The organism is Nitriliruptor sp. (assembly GCF_040882075.1).
GTDB lineage: Bacteria > Actinomycetota > Nitriliruptoria > Nitriliruptorales > Nitriliruptoraceae > Nitriliruptor.
Genome location: NZ_JBBEBZ010000092.1, coordinates 47,305 through 65,736, shown reverse-complemented (window position 1 = coordinate 65,736; position 18,432 = coordinate 47,305). Strand labels below are relative to the sequence as shown.

Here is an 18,432-nt window from a genome sequence, read left to right as displayed (position 1 = left end):
CGCCGTGGGGTCCGACACGTGCTCGAAACGATCGGGCGACGAGCGGGACACAGGTGGCTGCGACGTTCCTCGCACCGCCCGGACGGTGCAACCGCCACCCGGTGCGTGGGCCGGCGTACCGACGCGTCGGTCACCTGGACGAAGAACCTGGAGGAACCCGTGAAGCGAGCACTCAAGCTGGGGGTGATGACCGCGGCCATCCTGGCCGGGTCCGCCGTCCCCGCGATCGCGCAGATCGAGGGCACCGTCGATCTCGAGACGCTCAACGTCTTCGCGATGACGCTGTACCTCGTCTTCGCGACCGGTCTGGTCTTCCTGATGCACGCCGGTTTCTCCATGCTGGAGGCCGGCCTGACGCGTCAGAAGAACACCGCGAACATCATCGGCAAGAACCTGATGACGATCGCGCTCGGTATCACCGTGTACTACATCGTCGGGTACGCCGTGATGTACGGCGACCTCGTCGGCGGGTTCATCGGGACCTCCGGGTTCTTCCTGTCGGGAGCCACCGGCGGTGCGGGTGAGCTCATCACCACCGAGATCGACTTCGCCTTCCAGGCGATGTTCGCGGCCACCGCGGCGACCATCGTCTCCGGTGCCGTCGCCGAGCGCATCAAGTTCGGTGCCTACGTCGTGATCGCCATCGTCCTGACCGGGTTCATCTACCCGGTCGTGGGTGCCTGGCAGTGGGGTGGCGGCTGGCTGTCCGCGCTCGGGTTCCACGACTTCGCCGGCTCCACGATCGTCCACCTCACCGGTGGTGTGGCGGCCCTCGTCGGTGCCGCGATCCTGGGCCCACGCATCGGCAAGTACGGCAAGGACGGCAAGCCGCGCGCCATCCCCGGGCACAACATCGCGTTCGTGGCGCTCGGCACCCTGCTGCTGTTCTTCGGCTGGTTCGGCTTCAACGGTGGCTCGGTCCTCGCCCTGGACGGTCCCGTGCTCGCCCACGTGATCGTCACCACGTCGCTGGCCGGCGCCGGTGGCGGGATCACCGCGGCGTTCTACACCCGCCTCAAGAACGGCAAGTTCGACGTCGCCATGACCGCCAACGGCATCCTGGCGGGCCTGGTCGGCATCACCGCCGGGGCGGACGTCACCTCCCACCTGATGGCCCTGCTGGTCGGCCTCATCGCCGGTGTCCTCGTCGCGGTGGCGGTCGCGGCCATCGACCGGATCGGTATCGACGACGTGGTCGGCGCGAGCGCCGTCCACGGTGTGTGCGGCATCCTCGGCACCGTCTGGGTCGGGCTCGCCCACGTCGAGAACGGCCTGTTCTACGGCGGCGGCGCGGCGCAGCTCGGCTACCAGGTGGCTGGGGTCGTGGCCACGGTCGCGTGGGTGGCCATCACCAGCGGCGTCCTCTTCGTCGCCCTGAAGGCCGCCGGGTTCCTGCGGGTACCCGAGCAGGAGGAGATCGAGGGGCTCGACATCCACGAGCACGGCGTCCCCGGCTACCCGGAGCTGGTGTACGGGTCGGGGTCCTCGCCGAGCGGGTTCGTACCCGGTTCCTCCGGCACGGCGCCGGCACCGCGGACGCGACCGGTGGCCGCCACCGACTGACCGCGGAGCGACCGGTCCGGGGCCGGTCACGTCGGTCACCGTCCCCGGACCTCCAGATCCCCGACCGGAGCACGAGCTCCGGTCGGGGATCACCCGCGTCCCGCTCACTACGCTGCCGAGGCGCGGTGCCTCACGTCGCCGGCCCCACCTCCCGAGGAGCGCCCCCGTGGACAAGCAACAGGAGTACGTCCTCCGCACCGTCGAGGAGCGGGACGTCCGCTTCATCCGGCTGTGGTTCACCGACGTGCTCGGGTTCCTCAAGTCGGTGGCGATCACCGCCGCCGAGCTCGAGAACGCTTTCAGCGAGGGCATCGGCTTCGACGGGGCGGCCATCGACGGGTTCGCCCGCGTCCAGGAGGCCGACATGCTGGCCGTCCCGGACGCCTCGACCTTCCAGGTCCTGCCGTGGCGGCCCGAGTCCCAGGGCGTGGCCAGGATGTTCTGCGACATCGTGACCCCCGATGGCCAGCCCTTCGCCGCTGACCCGCGGTTGGTGCTCAAGCGCACCCTCGAACGTGCGGCCGACATGGGCTTCACCTTCTACGTCCACCCCGAGATGGAGTTCTTCCTCTTCGAGGACGCCGAACACGCGGTGCCGCTCGACAACGGCTCGTACTTCGACATGACGCCGCTCGACGTCCAGCAGGACTTCCGCCGCCAGGCCATCAACATGCTCGAGAAGATGGGCATCTCGGTCGAGTTCAGCCACCACGAGGTTGCACCGTCGCAGCACGAGATCGACCTGCGCTACGCCGATGCGCTGACGATGGCCGACAACATCATGACCTTCCGGTTGGTGGTCAAGGAGACCGCGCTCATGCGCGGTGTCTACGCCTCGTTCATGCCCAAGCCCCTCGAGGGCGAGTTCGGCAGCTCGATGCACCTGCACCTGTCGCTGTTCGAGGGCGACAACAACGCCTTCCACGACGCCTCCGACCCCTACCGGCTGTCCCCGATCGCCAAGCAGTTCCTCGCCGGGCTCATGCGGCACGCCCGCGAGATCACCGCGGTCACCAACCAGTGGGTCAACTCCTACAAGCGGCTCACGGCGCGGCTCCATGGTCCGCTGCCGACCGGCGAGGCGCCCATCTTCGTGTCGTGGGGGCACTCGAACCGCAGCGCGCTCATCCGTGTGCCGATGTACAAGCCGCGCAAGGGTGCCTCGACCCGACTCGAGTACCGTGCACCGGACCCGGCGTGCAACCCCTACCTCGCGTTCGCGTTGCTGCTGGCGGCGGGGCTCAAGGGCATCGAGGAGGGCTACGAGCTGCCCGACGAGTTCGAGGAGAACACCTTCGAGCTGACCCCCGCGGAGCGTGCCGCCCACAGCATCGAGCGGCTGCCCACCTCGCTCGGCGAGGCGTTGCGGATCATGGAGTCCTCCGAGCTGGTGGCCGAGACGCTCGGCGAACACCTCTTCTCCCACTTCCTGGCCAACAAGCGCCAGGAGTGGGACGAGTACGCCGCGCACGTCACCCAGTTCGAGCTCGAGCGCTACCTCCCGCTGCTGTAGGGGGCGCCCGTGGTCTCCCGGCCCGTCTCGCTCCGAGCGCGGCTCGCCAAGGCGGGTCTCGACCCGGACCAGGCCTTCCCGTGGCTCGAGGAGGCCGGTCTCACCACGGACGACGACATCGACGAACGGTTGCTGTCGCTGGTGTCGCGCGCGGCGGATCCGCAGGACGCGCTGCGCTGCGTCGCCGACATCGCCACGAACCAGCCCGGCCTGCTCGAACAGGTCCGCGCCGACGACGCCTGGCTGCAGCGGGTGATCGCCGTCGGTGGCACCTCCCAACCGCTCGGTGACCTCCTCGGACGCTTCGAGGACGCGGTCGAGGCGCTGCGAACGCTCGACGGGGTCGACGTCGACACCACCGCGGCGGCCGTCGAACGGGCGGTCCTCGAGGGCGAGACACCGGAACAGGAGGCCGCCGGGGTCGCCGCCATCCGACGGGCCGCGACGGCGGACATCGCCGGTCGTGATCTGACGGGGGTCGACGACATCGAGGCGGTGGCCGGCGAGCTCGCCAACCTGGCCGAGGCGGTGCTCACCGGCACGCTCGCCGCGCTCCACCAGCAGCACGCCGACGGTGACCCCGCCGCTCGGATCGCCGTCATCGGCATGGGCAAGCTCGGTGGACGCGAGCTGAACTACGTCTCGGACGTGGACGTCGTCTTCGTGCACGAACCGGTCGATCCCGACGGTGGCTCGGACGCGGACGAGGCCGCCGCGCGCGAGGCCAGGGCGGTCCTGTCGCGGTTGCTCGAGCTTCTGAACGCGTCGACGACGATGGGGCGCGCCTACGAGGTCGATCCGACCCTGCGGCCCGAGGGCCGGTCGGGACCGCTGTCGCGACGGGTGGCCTCCTACGTCGCGTACTGGGAGCGGTGGGCCAAGACCTGGGAGTTCCAGGCGATGCTCAAGGCGCGGCCGGTCGCGGGGGATCGGCAGCTCGGCGCCGAGCTGATGCGCGCGGCCGAACCGTTCGTCTGGCCCGACCAGCTCGACCCGGAGGTGGTCGCGGAGGTGCGTGCTATGAAGGCGCGCATCGCGACCAAGCCCGAGGTGCAACGGCACGGCGGTCGCCAGCTCAAGCTCGGCCCGGGCGGGATCCGGGACGTCGAGTTCGCCGTCCAACTGCTGCAGATCGTGCACGGACGCGGCGATCGGAGCCTGCGTTCGACCGGCACCCTGCCGGCGCTGCGTGCGCTCGCCCGGGGCGGCTACGTGGCTGACGAGGACGCCGAGGCCTTCGCCGACGCCTACCGGCTGCTGCGCACCGCCGAGCACCGGCTCCAGCTCGCACACGAGCGTCGGACCCACACCATCCCCGACGACGAGGACCGGCAGGAGTGGTTGGCCCGCGCCATGGGCTACCGCCCCAGCGAGGGCGAGACCGCCCGCACCACCTTCCAGCGTGATCTGAAGCGCGCCCAGTCCCGGGTCAGCGAGCTGCACGCGAAGCTGTTCTTCCGCCCGCTGCTCGAGACCTACGCCGAGGTCACGGCGGCGGCCACGGGGGTGTCGATCCCGACCGAGGTCCGGATCATCGGTGAGGACGCTGCCCGTGAGCGTCTCGCGGCCCTCGGGTTCGCGGACGGTGCCGCCGCGATGCGCGACGTCCGTCACCTGACGGCGGGGGTGTCACGCCGAGCCCGGACCGTCCGTGCCGTCCTGCCCGCGGTCCTGCACGCGCTGCAGGACACCCCCGATCCCGACGGTGGTCTGCGTTCCTTCCGCGACCTGGTGGATGCGCAAGGCGACCGGGCGGAGCTGCTGGGCCACCTCCGTGACCACCCCCCGTCCGCGGAGCTCATCGGACGGCTCCTCGGTACCTCGAAGGTCGCCGGCGAGCTGCTGATCGGCCAACCCGGCGGTGTCGGGTGGCTCCGCGACAACGAGGCCCGGCGACACCCCCGCACCCGCGACGAGCTGACCCGGATGGCGTTCGCACGCCTCGTCTGGCAGGACACGGGGGCGGCGCTCCGCCGGTTCAAGCGCTTCGAGCTGCTGCGGCTCGTGGTCCGTGACCTCGCTGGGCTGGCGACGGTGTCGAGCGTCGGGGACGAGCTCACGGCGCTCGGTGAGGCGTGCCTCGAGGGGGCCCTGTCCGACGTGCTGCGGCGGCGCGCTCGCTCGCTCGAGCTCGACGATCCGTCGCAGCTCCCCATCCGGATGGCGATCATCGGGATGGGCAAGTTCGGCGGCGAGGAGCTGCACTACGTCTCGGACCTCGACGTCCTGTTCGTGCACGAGGTCGTCGACGGTGGGGACGACCAGGCGGCCGGCAAGCTCGCGCTCGACGTGGCGGTCGAGGTCATGAAGTCGCTGTCCGCCATCACCCCCGACGGCACGGCCTTCGAGGTCGACGCGGACCTGCGGCCCGAGGGGCGCAACGGCCCGTTGTCACGGACCCTCAGCTCCTACCAGGCCTACTGGGAGCGGTGGTCCGAACCGTGGGAGCACCAGGCCCTGCTGAAGGCGCGGCCCGTCGCCGGTGACCGGGACCTCGGCGACCGGTTCGTCGAGGCGTCGCGTGCTGTCGCCTACCCGGAGGACTTCGGGGACCGCGAGGCGACCCGCATCCGGCGCATGAAGGCCCGGCTCGAACGGGAGCGGATCTCGAAGCGGATCGACCCCGAACGCCACATCAAGCTCGGACCCGGTGGGCTCTCCGACGTGGAGTGGACCGTCCAGCTGCTGCAGCTGCGGCACGGCGCCACGCAGGTCGCGGCGCGGGGCACCTCGACGATGCGGGTGCTCGACGCGATGCAGGACGCCGACCTGCTCGAGCACCGGGACGCCGTGTGGCTGCGGGACGGGTACCGGTTCCTGTCCGAGCTCCGCAACCGCCGCTACCTGCTGCGCCACCGCGACGTGGACGTCCTGCCCCAGGCGATGGCCACGCTCGAGACCTTGGCGCGCGCGATGGGGTACGGGCGTGGGGGGTGGCAGGAGCTCGAGGAGGACCGCAAGCGGCACGCCCGTCACGTGCGACGGGTCTGTTCGCGGCTGTTCTACGAGCAGGAGGAGGGCCAGTGGTGAGCGTCGCCCGACGTTCGTGCTGGCTCGCCCTCACCGTGGTGCTCGCCGGGTGCGCCGGTCCGGTGACCGATCCCATCGCCGCCCGCCCCTACCTCGTCGCGGTGGACGACATCGACGGCATCCCCGCGGGGACGGTCTCGGGCACGCTCGTGGTCGAGCGGGACTGCGTGCTCATCGAGGACGACGCGGGCCTGGTCCTGCCGCTGTTCGCCGAGCGGACCGCGTTCGGACCGCTCGATGGGGGCGCGCCGACGATCGACGTCGCTGGCACCCGGTTGCGTATCGGCGACGAGGTGACCTTCGCCGGCGGGACGGGCGAGGTCACCGCCGGGCTGCGCTCGCGCTACCCGGGCGTGGACCTGACCCGGTGCGGGGTCCGGCGTTTCGCGCTGCTCGGTGCGCCCCGGTGACTCAGCGGTGCTCGAAGCCGAGGACCACGGCGCGCAGCAGGTCGAGGCCGACCGGCCCGGAGCCGAGCACGTCGGCGTGGAACGCCTTCAGCTCGAACCCCGCCCCGTCCCGCCGCCGTCGCTCCTCACGCAAGCCCACGATGGCCCGCTGACCGACGGCGTACGAGATCGCTTGGCCCGGCCAGCCGAGGTAGCGCGTGACCTCGCTGTCGGCGTAGCCGGCGGGTAGGAACGCCAGCTGCTGCAGCGCGTCGACGGCCCGGGGGAAGTCCCAGGCCTCACCGGCGTGCACCGGCGCCGTGTCCGGGATGCGCCAGCCGAGGTGGAGGCCGATGTCCACGACCACGCGGGTCGCGCGCAGCAGCTCGCCGGCGAGGTACCCGAGCACGTAGGCGGGGTGTTCGAACATCCCGAGCTCGTCCATCAGCTGCTCGGTGTAGAGCGCCCAGCCCTCGCCGTAGCCGGGGTTCCAGATCAGCGTGCGGTGGGCCCGCGACAACCGGTCGGCCAACCCCACCTGGATGCCGATCTGGAGGTGGTGACCGGGGAAGCCCTCGTGGTAGGCGGTGGACACCTCCTCGTACAGGGGCACGGGCCCGTCCTCGGGCAGGGACCACCAGATGGTCCCCGGCCGTGAGAAATCCTCGGACGGCCCGTTGTAGTAGGCGCCGGGCGCGCCACCGCCCGCGAGCTTGACCTCGACGCGCCGGATCGGTCCGGGGACGTCGAAGTGCACCCCGTCGAGCGCGTCGAGCGCCGCCGACTGCCGCGCCTGCATCGCCTCGCGGAACGCGTCGGGGTTCGGTGCGGCGAACGCCGGGTCCCCGCGCAGGCGGGCGATCGTCGCCGGTAGGTCGGTGTCCGGGGACAGCTCCCGAGCGACCGAGCGCGCACGGGCCGTCAGTTCGCCGATGCGGTCCCACCCCCACGCGTAGGTCTCGGCGGGGTCGAGGTCGCTGCCGAGGAAGCCCCGGGCCGAGCGCAGGTAGCGCTCCTCGCCCACGCCGTCGGCTTCGGACGCCCCCGGGAGGTAGATCTCGGTCAGCCACCGTGCCGTCCGGGTGGCGGCGGCGCCCGCAGCGGGGAGCGCGGCCTGGACGCGATCGGCGAGCGCCCCGTCGGCGGCCACGACCGCTGTCGCGACGCGGCGCAGGGGACCGTCGTCCTCGGCGAGCTCGTGCAGCTGGGAGGTGGTGGAACGCACCTGCCGCTGCGCGACGACGCGGCCTCGCTGCCGACCCCGGTCGACCTTCGCCCGCCACCCCTCGAGCGCGTCGGCGTAGCCCTCCAACCGGGCGACGACCGCTTCACGTCCGTCCGGGTCGCTGGTGTCCTGGACCTCGAGCGCCTCGCGGGTCTCGGGGATCGTGGACGCGATGTGCGCGATGTCGCGCAGCGGGTCGTCGTGGTCGTGGCCCTCGAGCTGCAGCGCGAGATCGTCGTCGAGGACCCGCACCGCGAGCTGCGCCCACCGGTCCTCACCCGGGGGCAGAGCGGCCAGCTGCGCTCGGGTGCGCCGGAACAGGTCGGCGGCTTCCTCGACACCGTCGGGTCCGAGATCGCCCCAGCGGTGGTCGTGCCCGTCGATGCCGGCGAAGGTGGCATCGATCGGCCGGAGCGCGGCGTAGGCGTCCACGTACCGGTCGGCGACGTCGTACACGGGGTGCGGGGAGTCCACGGACGTTCCAGTCGGGTCGAGCGAGCCGACGGACGGGCGGTCGGCCGGGGAGCGGTACAGCCTACGAGCCGACCGGACCCCTACGCTCGGACCATCGTGCACGACCTGCGGTCGGCGCGATCGACGCCGTGGGATCCGCGGCAGCAACGGTGCGACGGTCCGGGAGGGCTTCGTGTGGCGTGAGGGCTACGTCTCGGGTGGCGAGACCCGGTTCTTCGTGCGCGCGCTCGGCCACGGGGACGATCTCGCGCTGCTCCTCCACGGCTGGCCCGAAGACGGCTCGTCCTGGCGTCGCGTGGCTCCGCTGCTCGTCGATGCGGGCTACCGCGTCGTGGCCCCCGATCTGAAGGGCTTCGGTCGGTCCGAGGCACCGCGTGGCGGCTACGACCCGCAGACGCTGGCCGACGAGATCAGCCAGCTGATCCACAACCTGCACGTCCGCAAGGCCGTCCTCGTCGGCCACGACTGGGGCGGTGCCGTCGCCGTCGCGACGGCGTTCCGCCACCCCGGCCTGGTGCGGGCCCTGGTGACGATGTCCTCGCCCTTCCGGCAGCTCGATCTGCGTGCCTCGTGGCACGTGCCGCTGCTCAACATCCCGATCGCACCGGAGCTGGCCTTCCGTTTCGCCTCCCGGCCGCTGGTCGCTGCCACGGTGCGCGCTGCGTCGGTCGTCCGTGAACCGTTCACCGACGAGGTCATCGACACCTACGCCGCCGCCATCTCGGCCAACCCGTCGGCGTGGTTGCGCTACTACCGGGGGTTGTCGCGCCGGGCCGTCATCGATCACAGCATCCGACGGTTCCGGTCCCGGACCGGGTTGCGCCGCGAGCACGAGGGCTCGCACCGCATGCGCGTCCCGACCGCCGTGGTGTGGGGGGAGGAGGACCCGGCGACCCCGTTCCACCTCGCGGCTCGGGTCGCGCACGACCTCGACGCGACCCTGGTGCCCATCCCCGGGGCGGGTCACTTCGTCCACGAGGAGGACCCGCTGGCCGTCGCGCGCGCCATCGTGGCCCTCGCAGGTACCGGTGCCGGGGCCCAGGTCCCGATCTCGGCCGATCCAAGGCGGACCGGCTGATGCGTGTCGCCGGCTCCTCGCTCGACGGCGTGCAGGAGGGTCACCGCGACCTGCCCGCCGGGGTCATCTTCGACTGCGACGGCACGCTCGCCGACACCGAGACCCTCTCGGCGCGGGTGTGGCGCGACGTCCTCGCACGCCGAGGTATCGAGGTCACCGCCGCCGATCACGCCGCCATCATCGGTCGTGCGTGGCCCGCAGGGTTCGACCACTTCTCCGCCCGCGGGGATCTCGGCGACGTCGACAGCTTCCGCGCGGAGCTTCGTGAGCAGGCGGGCGCGACCTTCGACGCCGAGCTCCGCCTGTTCCCCGACGTCGTGGCGACGCTGCGCGCGTTCGTCGCGGAGGGGGTCCCCGTCGCGGTGGCCTCGTCGTCGACGCGTTCCCACGTGTCGCGTTGCCTCGACCGCGAGGACCTGCGCGACCTCGTCACGGCGATCGTCGGTGCCGATGACGTCGAGGACCACAAGCCGGACCCCGCGCCGTACTTGGCCGCGGCCGCCGCGCTCGGTGTCCCGGCGTCCCGGTGCACCGCCGTCGAGGACACGCCGATCGGGCTGGCGAGCGCCCGAGCCGCCGGCACCTACACCGTCGCCATCGTCCGCGGCGTGTTCGAGCCCTCGCAGCTCGACGATGCCGACCTGGTCGTCGACGAGATCACGCCCGCAGCGCTCGTCCCACCCGCCGCGTGGGTCTCCCCGGCCGCCTGACCGACCGCACGTCCGAGCACCCGCACCCGACGCCGGAACGACCGGTGATGGAGGATCGACCGTGGTGGACCCGAACGCAGGTTCCGACACCGACGAGGCCCGTGGCTTCATGAACAAGATCATCACGAGCTGGGCCGGTGGTATCGCGGCGGTGATCGTTGCGCTGCTGATCGCCTTCTGGCTCATCGGGATCCTCCGCGGCTGATGCCACGGTTCGGCGTGTCCCGACCGGGGTACGGCCTCGGCCTGTCCATCGCGACCGAACTCGCCCGCGCCAACGGCGGCTCCCTCACCTACCGCGAACAGGACGAGGGTGCCTGCTTCGCGCTCACCCTCCCGACGGTCCAGGACGCTCGATGATGACCCTCGAGGCCGACCCGACGGCCGTGGATGCCGGGCTCCTGCTGCTCCGGGTGCTGGTCGGGGTCGGACTCAGCCTCCACGGCTTCCAGAAGCTGTTCGGCTGGTTCGGCGGGGGCGGGCTGGCCGGGACCGCTGGATGGTTCCGTTCCCTCGGGTTCGGTGACGGCAAGGTCGCCGCCATCCTCGCCGGTACCAGCGAGATCGCGGGTGGGCTCGGGCTCGCCATCGGGTTCCTCACGCCGCTCGCCTCGGCGGCGGTCATCGGGACCATGACGGTCGCGGCCCTGGTCAACAACGACGACAACGGCTTCTGGTCGGTCCGCAAGGGCTGGGAGCTGAACGGCTACCTCATCGCCGTCGCGTGGGCCCTCGCGACGGCCGGTCCCGGTAGCTGGTCGTTGGACGCGCTGCTCGGCACCCACCTCTCGGGCATCGTCCCCGGACTCCTGGCGCTCGGCGCCGGCGTCGGTCTCGGGTGGCTCCGTTGGTCGACCCGGCGGCCGCCGAGCGACTGAGGTGGCGTCCATGGCTATCCGCTGCGCCGTCGGCGCCGGTCACCGGGGGGTGACGTCGTCGCCGTGGGCGCCGGTGGTGGCGAGGTGGCGGAGTTCGGGTGCGTGCGGCCACAGGCGCAGGCTGACCGCGTGGTGGCGGAGCTCGCTCGAGGGTTCCATGCGAAGCCACGCGATCGGCGCCTCCTCCGTGGCTGCGGCGCCGGCCGCCTCGACCGCTCGGTGGAAGGCCGCGCGCTCGTCCGCTTCGAGGTACTCCTCGACGATCGAGTGGTAGACGACGGTCACCCGACCGGCGGCGGGGGTGACGTGCTCGCGGGTCCAGGCTGCTGCGGACGCCGCGTCGACGGTGGCGGGCACACGTGCGGCGGTGCGGAGGGCTGCGCCGAGCCGCTCGAAGCGGGCAGGCTGGTCGGCCCAGACGGAGGCCGACAGGGCGAGGCGGCCCTCGGCGGTCGTCGGATCGATGGGGTTGCGGTCGCAGCCGCGCCGGTCGACGACCCGGAAGCCGTGGTCGGCGTGGGGGACCGGTGCGCGCCAACGGCCGGCGAGTACCACCTCGCCGTCGGGGTCGCCGACGATCGTGTCGCCCGGGAGCTCGTAGCGCCAGTGATCCAGCCTGAGGTTCAGCCCAGCCGCAGCCCCCACCTCCCGGATGGCGAGAGGAAGGCCCGTGATCGCACTGCAGGCGAGCAGGCCCACCACGAGGCCGGCCGCGCGCCCGACCTCGTTGGTCTGGCACGGCCGCTCGACGTCCACGCGCAGCACCTCGAGGTGGTCGGTGATCGCGTCGAGGAACGTGGCGCCCGCGGTGCCGAGGTCGGGCGTGCCGCCGACGCTCGGGAAGTGGGTGGCGAGCTTCGTGGCTCGACGCGTCAGCACGAGCCGGTGGACCGCTGCCATCAGGCGTAGCCCGGCGGCGTCACCGCGGCCCGGCCGCACCCGGGGGACCAGCAGATCCGCGAGCGGTCCGCCGCCGAGGACGTCCTGGGCGGCCGTCGTCAGCAGGTGGGCGTAGAGCGGCGACCCTATGACCTGGCAGGCGCGCGCCTGACCGATCAGTTGCCAGGCGACGAGGCGCTCGGGTTGCTCGACCGGCGGGGGAACCGACGCGCCACGCGACGGGTCGGTCCCTGGTGGTCCCGCTCCGACGACGGCCTCGGAGCCGATGGACCGTCCGTCGTCCTCCACGTCGGGTGGCGTCAGGACGCCTCCGCGATGTCGTGGGCCACGTCACGGAGCCGGGTGCCGTTCGGGAAGAAGCCCGCCGGGAAGGCGACCTTCACCTCACGCAGGAGCTGGGCGTAGACCTCGTCCGGCGTCCGCTGGCCGCCGCGCTCACGCACCCGACCGATCACCTCGTCGAGCGCTGCGTCCTCTCGCTTCGGGACGGCGCGCAGGGAACCGGGGGTGGTCGTCACCTTGATGTCGTACACCGGGGCTCCTCGGACGGGTGCGCCATCGTCGCACCGACCGGCCGGCGAACCGAGGAGGCCGCACCGGCCGAACGACCCGTCGGCTCCCGCACGGAGCCACGAGGTGGCGAAGCGACGCGCAGCCGAGACACGGGGCGGCCGCCCGAGCCGGAGCCCGGGCGGCCGCATCGCGTGCGAGCGCTCAGATGTCGCTCGGTCGCGAGCGCTCAGAGGCGGCCAAGCACCTGCGCGGACGGACGAACGCTCAGATGTCGTAAGTAGAGCTCGAACACCGGAAGGGGTGTTGGCCGGTGTCGGTCATCTCCGGAAAGCACGGTCTGACCTGCGGAAACGTCGATTCTGGCGGTTGGCCGAAGTCGGCTGATTTTGGCCTCGAAGGGATCTCCTGCGGAATCCCTGCGGAATCTCGGAGGGCGCCTACGGACCTAGGCAGCCGATCGGGATGACGTGGACGCCGTCCTCGCGGCGGCCGCCAGCACCGGTGCTTGTAATGACGCCGAGGCAGGCCGGCTCCTTATGTCGCGAGGTGTCCACGTTGGCTGCGAACCGGAGGAGAGCGGCGGCGGCGGCGTCGACGTCGCGAGGGTTGAGCTTGATCTCGAACGCGGCCCACTTGTTGTCGCGCCCAGTCACGATGGCGTCGACTTCGCTGCCGTTGGCGTCGCGCCAGGAGTCGACTTGGCCGCGATGCAATTGCGAATAGATCCGCAGGTCGCGGACGACGAGTGCTTCGAAGTGGAAGCCGGTTGCCAGAGGGTCGGCTCGCAGCTCGGTGGTTCCGATGTTGAGCGCAGCCGTGGCGAGGGACGGGTCCACGAAGTAGCGGACGGGGGCGGTACGCAGGCGCGTGCGGGAGCGCATGTGTGGTCGCCAAGCGGGCGAGTCGTCAGTGAGCTTGAGGCGGTCGAGTGCGTCCAGGTAGCCGGTGAGGGTCTCGTGGGCGATCGGACCGGACTCACCCCCGACATCCTTGGCGAGTTCACTGAGCTTCACGGCTTGACCAACTCCGCGTCCGAGCGATTCAAGGAGGCGGGCCAAGTTGCTGGGGTTGCGGCGGTGTCCCATCTCGGGAATGTCCACCTCGATTACCTGACGTAGATAGTCGTCGAGCCAGTTGCGGGCGAACTCCTCGTCGGCATGGACGAGCTCGGGCCAGCCGCCCACCACGATCCGTTTGAGGAGCTCCTCAAAGGTGAGATGCGTGCCAAGCCCGGTCTGCTTCTCGCCCTCCAGGAGTGCGGTGAGTGACATCTGACCGTTCGAGTGGCCGGACTCGAAGAGGCTCATCGGGCGCATCTGCATGACCGAGAAGCGTCCGGCGCCCGAATGGCGGTTGGCGTCGTCTCGCGGTCGGGCCGACCCGGTCAGGATGAACTGGCCCTTCTCGCTTCGGTCGTCAACCTGGCGGCGTACGCGGTTCCAGATGTCGGGTTCGAGCTGCCACTCGTCGAACAGGATCGGGGGCTCGCCCTTGAAGAGTGCCTGCGGGTCGAGCGAGACCTGTGCGCGTGCAGTGGGGTCCTCGTCGAACCGGACGATGGTCTTGGCGACCTGCGAGGCTGTGGCGGTCTTGCCACAGGCCTTCGGTCCCTCGATCAGGACAGCGCCCATGACCTGGAGTCGTGTGGCGAGCTCCTGATCAGTGATGCGGGGGAGGTAGGCGGGCATGGCCTAACTCTAGCGATTGCCTGTCAAAAAATCGAATGATTGCCTAGATCTAAATTGAGTAATTGCCTGCACGCTAGTCGACCTCCTGCATAAGCGCAGGTCAGGGTGCCATTTATGGGACAACTGTCGGTGCCGTGGGTCATGACGCGGTCTTCCAGGGCAGCTCGGGGGCGAGCCCGCCGCGTTCGAGCATGATCATGGTGACGAATGCCTTGGGGTCCTGAATTTCTGGCCAACGGAAACAGCCCCTGATCCTGCGTTTCCGCAGGTCAGGGGCTGTTTCGTCGTTCGGTTGCGAATCAGATGTCGTAGTAGAGCTCGAACTCGTGCGGGTGCGGCCGGAGGGCGATGGCCGCGACCTCGGCGTCCATCTTGTACTGGATCCAGGTCTCGATCAGGTCCTCGGTGAAGACGCCGCCCTCGAGCAGGAACTCGTGGTCGTCCTGCAGGCCCTGGAGGGCCTCCTCGAGCGAACGCGGCACCGAGGGGAGGCCGAGCAGCTCCTCGGGCGGCAGGTCGTAGATGTCCTTGTCGACCGGGTCGGCCGGCTCGATCTTGTTGCGGACACCGTCGAGCCCGGCCATCAGCATCGCCGCGAAGGCGAGGTAGGGGTTCGACGAGGGGTCGGGGACGCGGAACTCGATGCGCTTGGCCTTCGGCGAGTCCCCCGACATCGGGATGCGCACGGCGGCCGAGCGGTTCCGGGCCGAGTAGACGAGGTTGACCGGTGCCTCGTAGCCCGGCACCAGGCGGCGGTAGGAGTTGGTGGTCGGGTTGGTGAACGCGAGCACCGACGGGGCGTGTGCGAGCAGGCCGCCGATGTACCAGCGTGCGATGTCGGAGAGCTGGCCGTAGCCGGACTCGTCGAAGAACAGCGGTTCGCCGTCCTTCCACAGCGACTGGTGGCAGTGCATCCCGGAACCGTTATCGCCGAAGATGGGCTTCGGCATGAAGGTGACCGTCTTGCCTGCCGCAGCACCGGTGTTCTTGACGACGTACTTGAACGTCATCAGCTTGTCGGCGATCGTGGCGAGGCGATCGAACTCGATGCCGATCTCACCCTGACCACCGGAGCCCACCTCGTGGTGGTGCAGCTGGGTGGCGATCCCGAACGCCTCGAGGTTGTGGACCATCTCCGAACGCAGGTCGGTGTGGTGATCCATCGGCGGGACGGGGAAGTAGCCGCCCTTGGTGCGGGGCTTGTAGCCCTTGTTGCCACCCTCCTCGTCGCGACCGGTGTTCCACGAGCCCTCGATCGAGTCGACCTCGTAGAACGAGGTGTGACCCTGCGAGTCGAAGCGGACGGAGTCGAAGATGAAGAACTCGGCCTCGGGGCCCATGTACGAGGTGTCGGCGAACCCGGTCGAGGCGACGTACGCCTCGGCCTTGCGGGCGATGTTGCGCGGGTCACGGGAGTAGGACTCGCCGGTCACCGGGTCGTGGATGTGGCAGTACATCATGAGGGTCTTGCGGGTACGGAAGATGTCCTCGACCGCCGTGGTCGGGTCGGGGATCAGGAGCATGTCGGATTCCTGGATGCCCTGGAACCCGCGCACCGACGACCCGTCGAAGAAGACCCCGTTCTCGAAGGTGTCCGCGTTGACGTTCGTGACGGGGAACGTCGTGTGTTGCGTGACACCCGGGAGGTCGATGAAGCGTAGGTCGACGAACTCGAAACCCTCGGACTCGATGAGGTCGAGGACGTCCTGAGCGGTCTGCGGGGGGCTGGCCAAGGTCGTGCTCCTTGTGGTGGTCGCTGGCGGGTCGTCCCCCAACGGGACGGCGTCCAGCGGTGGTGCGCGGCAGGCGGGCGAGGCGCCCGACCGACGCGACCTGCCGCGCCGCGGCGTGCCGCGGTTGGGGCCCGGCGTGCGCCTCGCCCGGCCGGTGGGCGCGTGGTTCACGTGCGCCCGGGTCGGTGTTCCTGCCGTCGGCACGCTACGAAGGGTCCGTTGTGCGGTCGTGTCCCGATCGTTACGGGCGTGTTACAGGCGGCCCGGTCGTCCGTTCCGGCTCGGATGGGGCGGGGAGACGCGTTCCGACCCTAGCCTCGTGGTCCATCGAGGAGGACCTCACGTGGGACCGATGACCGCTGTTCTCACCTGGCTCGCCGTGGTCGGGCCCGACGGCGGCGCTGCCGACGGCGCCACCGCGGACGACGTGGAGCTCGACCCGAACCCGCTCCCGCTGCAGGAGACGACCCGATCCTTCACCGATCAGGTCGCGGACGCGATGCCGAACGACTTCCTCGCGTCGGTGGTGGGTGTGACCCTCGGGCCGGCGTTGCAGATCCTGCTCATCCTCATCATCGCGTCGTTCGTGCTGCGGTTCGCCAAGCGTCTGATCTCGCGCGGGGTGACGCACGCCAAGGATCCGGAGTCCCGTCAGGGACCTTTCCGGCGGCGGCGAGCTGCGGAGGAACCAGGGGTGTCGCTGCGTCGCACGCAGCGTGCGGACGCGCTCGGTGCGCTCCTGACCAGCATCGCGACGGTCGTCATCTGGGTGCTGGCCACCTTCCTCATCCTCGCCGAGGTCGGGGTCAACCTCGCACCGCTCGTCGCGGGTGCCGGCGTGGTCGGCCTGGCGATCGGCTTCGGTGCCCAGAACCTGGTGGCCGACTTCCTGTCGGGGGTGTTCATGCTCGCTGAGGACCAGTTCGGGGTCGGTGACATCATCGACGTCGGTGAGGCGATCGGGGTCGTCGAGGGGGTGTCGTTACGGACCACCAGGATCCGCGACGTGGAGGGGACCCTCTGGCACGTCCCGAACGGTGAGATCCGACGGGTCGGCAACCAGAGCCAGACGTGGGCCCGGTCGCTGCTCGACATCGGGGTGTCGTACGACACCGACCTCGACACCGCGATGGAGGTGATCGAGCGCGTCGCCAACGCGATGGCCGAGGAGGAGGGCTACCGCGATCAGTTCCTCGACACGCCCGACGTGTGGGGCGTGCAGACGCTCGGCGCGGACTCGGTGGACATCCGGCTCGTCATCAAGACCCAGCCGGGCAAGCAGTACGCGATCTCACGGGAGCTGCGCCGGCGCATCAAGTCCGCGTTCGATGCCACCGGCATCGAGATCCCGTTCCCGCAGCGGACGATGTGGGTGCGCGACGAGACCGACCACCAGCCGGCGACGCCGCTCGACAGTGCCACCATCGAGCGCGCCATCGCCACCGCGCGGAGCGGCGACCGAGGCGCGGAGCGTGTGCTCGCCCAGGACGAGAACGCGGTGGCCGCCGACGTGGAGGAGGAGCTGTCCGAGGACGCGGATGCGGGCGGGACGCCGACCGGGGACCCCGGGACGTCCCGATGACGACCTGAACGTTCCCCCGCGCGGCCTCGCTCGTTGCCCTGCACGGCCGATCAGGAGTCCGACCGTGCGCCGTCACGCCCTCACCTCCGCGATGCTCGCGGGGCTCGCCGCCCTCTCGCTCGCCGCCGCACCTGCGGCACCCGGTGCCCGCCCCGGTGGCGGCCCCTGCACGGGCGCGCCACACCAGGCGCGGACGTTCACCGTCGACGTGGATGGCGAGCCGGCGCGAGGGATCGTGGCCCTCCCGCGACGGGCGCCACGGGGCCTCGTGGTCTTCGCGCACGGGTACGGCCACACCTCGGAGTCGTGGCGTGAGCACGCCACCAGGACGGCCGAGGAGCACGGGGTCATCGCCTTGGCGATGGACTACCGGGGGACCGAGATCATCCCGGCCGACGGGCCCGGTCAGCTGCCGAGCTCCAGAGGCTGGCAGGTGGCGGAGGGGGCGGAGGACTCCATCGCGGCGGCGCAGTGGTTCGAACGGCGCTGCCGCAGCATCGAACACATCGTCATCCACGGCGTGAGCATGGGCGGCAACGCCTCGGGGCTCGCTGTCGCTGCCGGCGCGGAACGGAGCGACGGGACGCCGCTGTTCGACCACTGGATCGCGGTCGAGCCGGCCGTCAACGTCGTCGAGATCTACCAGGGGGCCCGTGGGCTCGCGGCCGGTGGGAACGCTTTCGCGGCGAACGCCGTCGAGGACATCGAGCGGCAGATGGGCGGCACCTTCGAGGAGGCGCCGGCGACCTACCTCGAACGCACCGTGGTCGCCCGCGCTCCCGACATCGCGGCATCGGGGCTACGCGGACTCGTCCTGGTCCACGGCCTCGATGACGGGTTGGTCCCCACCAACCAGAGCCGGGAGATGCAGGCCGCGATGCGTGCCGTCGGTGTCCCCACCGAGCTGTACACCGTCGTCACCCGCGGTCCGGGTTCCGAGGCCGGCACCACCCTCTCCGGGACCGTCCTCGGTGGCACCGGCGCCTACGAGTCGCCGTTCGCTGGTCACGCGAGCGAGACCAGCACCACCCACACGGTGAACGTCACGGGGTTCGAGGTGCTGTCGAAGGTGCTCGATGGCGTCGACGTCGGTTGCGGCGAGCACGTCATCGATGGCGTGACCGGCACCCGTCAGGGCCGGACCGTCGCCTGCTGA

At 70.8% G+C, this 18,432-nt stretch carries 16 protein-coding genes; 11 read left to right on the top strand and 5 right to left on the bottom strand.

Going from position 1 to position 18,432, the window contains the following annotated elements; translation table 11 throughout:
• Positions 1-159: 159 nt before the first annotated feature.
• The 4 genes from WEB03_RS05245 to WEB03_RS05230 all read left to right on the top strand — a co-directional run bounded on the left by WEB03_RS05245 (position 160) and on the right by WEB03_RS05230 (position 6,516).
• Entirely contained in the window at positions 160-1,563 is a 1,404-nt protein-coding gene (locus WEB03_RS05245) for an ammonium transporter (RefSeq protein ID WP_368069898.1), read from the top strand.
• 166 nt (positions 1,564-1,729) lie between these two features.
• The gene (glnA, locus tag WEB03_RS05240) at positions 1,730-3,076 is read left to right on the top strand and encodes a type I glutamate--ammonia ligase (protein ID WP_368069897.1); all 1,347 of its coding nucleotides are present in this window, start codon (positions 1,730-1,732) and stop codon (positions 3,074-3,076) included.
• Positions 3,077-3,085: 9 nt separating this feature from the next.
• Positions 3,086-6,106 carry a bifunctional [glutamine synthetase] adenylyltransferase/[glutamine synthetase]-adenylyl-L-tyrosine phosphorylase gene (locus WEB03_RS05235; RefSeq protein ID WP_368069896.1) on the top strand — a complete coding sequence of 1,007 codons (3,021 nt, stop codon included), beginning with the start codon at positions 3,086-3,088 and terminating at the stop codon, positions 6,104-6,106.
• Positions 6,103-6,516 (top strand): hypothetical protein, encoded by a 414-nt coding sequence (locus WEB03_RS05230; RefSeq protein ID WP_368069895.1) that lies wholly within the window; start codon positions 6,103-6,105, stop codon positions 6,514-6,516. The genes WEB03_RS05235 and WEB03_RS05230 overlap by 4 nt, the downstream gene beginning before the upstream one ends.
• A 1-nt stretch (position 6,517) precedes the next feature.
• On the opposite strand, the gene WEB03_RS05225 is transcribed toward WEB03_RS05230, so the two are convergent.
• Entirely contained in the window at positions 6,518-8,194 is a 1,677-nt protein-coding gene (locus WEB03_RS05225) for a DUF885 domain-containing protein (RefSeq protein ID WP_368069894.1), read from the bottom strand.
• A gap of 172 nt (positions 8,195-8,366) precedes the next feature.
• Between WEB03_RS05225 and WEB03_RS05220 the strand changes: the two genes are divergently transcribed.
• The 5 genes from WEB03_RS05220 (at position 8,367) to WEB03_RS05200 (ending at position 10,860) form a co-directional block, all read left to right on the top strand.
• A complete protein-coding gene (locus WEB03_RS05220; protein WP_368069893.1) occupies positions 8,367-9,272 on the top strand; it encodes an alpha/beta fold hydrolase in 906 nt (301 codons plus the stop codon).
• Positions 9,272-9,982 carry an HAD family hydrolase gene (locus tag WEB03_RS05215; protein ID WP_368069892.1) on the top strand — a complete coding sequence of 237 codons (711 nt, stop codon included), beginning with the start codon at positions 9,272-9,274 and terminating at the stop codon, positions 9,980-9,982. The genes WEB03_RS05220 and WEB03_RS05215 overlap by 1 nt, the downstream gene beginning before the upstream one ends.
• 61 nt (positions 9,983-10,043) lie before the next feature.
• Positions 10,044-10,187 carry a hypothetical protein gene (locus WEB03_RS05210; RefSeq protein ID WP_368069891.1) on the top strand — a complete coding sequence of 48 codons (144 nt, stop codon included), beginning with the start codon at positions 10,044-10,046 and terminating at the stop codon, positions 10,185-10,187.
• Positions 10,188-10,201: 14 nt separating this feature from the next.
• Positions 10,202-10,342, top strand: a complete 141-nt coding sequence (locus tag WEB03_RS05205; protein ID WP_368069890.1) for a hypothetical protein — start codon at positions 10,202-10,204, stop codon at positions 10,340-10,342.
• On the top strand, positions 10,339-10,860 hold the full coding sequence (locus WEB03_RS05200; RefSeq protein WP_368069889.1) for a DoxX family protein: 522 nt from the start codon (positions 10,339-10,341) through the stop codon (positions 10,858-10,860). Before WEB03_RS05205 ends, WEB03_RS05200 begins: the two co-directional genes overlap by 4 nt.
• A 39-nt stretch (positions 10,861-10,899) precedes the next feature.
• Here WEB03_RS05200 and WEB03_RS05195 read toward each other — a convergent pair whose 3' ends face one another.
• From WEB03_RS05195 to glnA (WEB03_RS05180), 4 genes are all read right to left on the bottom strand, one after another.
• On the bottom strand, positions 10,900-12,048 hold the full coding sequence (locus tag WEB03_RS05195) for a DUF2332 domain-containing protein (RefSeq protein WP_368069888.1): 1,149 nt from the start codon (positions 12,046-12,048) through the stop codon (positions 10,900-10,902).
• Between the two features lie 11 nt (positions 12,049-12,059).
• Positions 12,060-12,293 carry a hypothetical protein gene (locus tag WEB03_RS05190; protein WP_368069887.1) on the bottom strand — a complete coding sequence of 78 codons (234 nt, stop codon included), beginning with the start codon at positions 12,291-12,293 and terminating at the stop codon, positions 12,060-12,062.
• A gap of 417 nt (positions 12,294-12,710) precedes the next feature.
• Complete coding sequence (locus WEB03_RS05185; RefSeq protein ID WP_368069886.1) at positions 12,711-13,961, bottom strand: ATP-binding protein; 1,251 nt, start codon at positions 13,959-13,961, stop codon at positions 12,711-12,713.
• Positions 13,962-14,260: 299 nt separating this feature from the next.
• On the bottom strand, positions 14,261-15,694 hold the full coding sequence (glnA, locus tag WEB03_RS05180) for a type I glutamate--ammonia ligase (protein ID WP_368069885.1): 1,434 nt from the start codon (positions 15,692-15,694) through the stop codon (positions 14,261-14,263).
• A 352-nt stretch (positions 15,695-16,046) separates the two neighbouring features.
• Between glnA (WEB03_RS05180) and WEB03_RS05175 the strand changes: the two genes are divergently transcribed.
• Positions 16,047-17,276: a mechanosensitive ion channel family protein gene (locus WEB03_RS05175; RefSeq protein WP_368069884.1), complete on the top strand. Its 1,230-nt coding sequence runs from the start codon at positions 16,047-16,049 to the stop codon at positions 17,274-17,276.
• Between the two features lie 64 nt (positions 17,277-17,340).
• Positions 17,341-18,432 carry an alpha/beta hydrolase family protein gene (locus WEB03_RS05170; protein WP_368069883.1) on the top strand — a complete coding sequence of 364 codons (1,092 nt, stop codon included), beginning with the start codon at positions 17,341-17,343 and terminating at the stop codon, positions 18,430-18,432.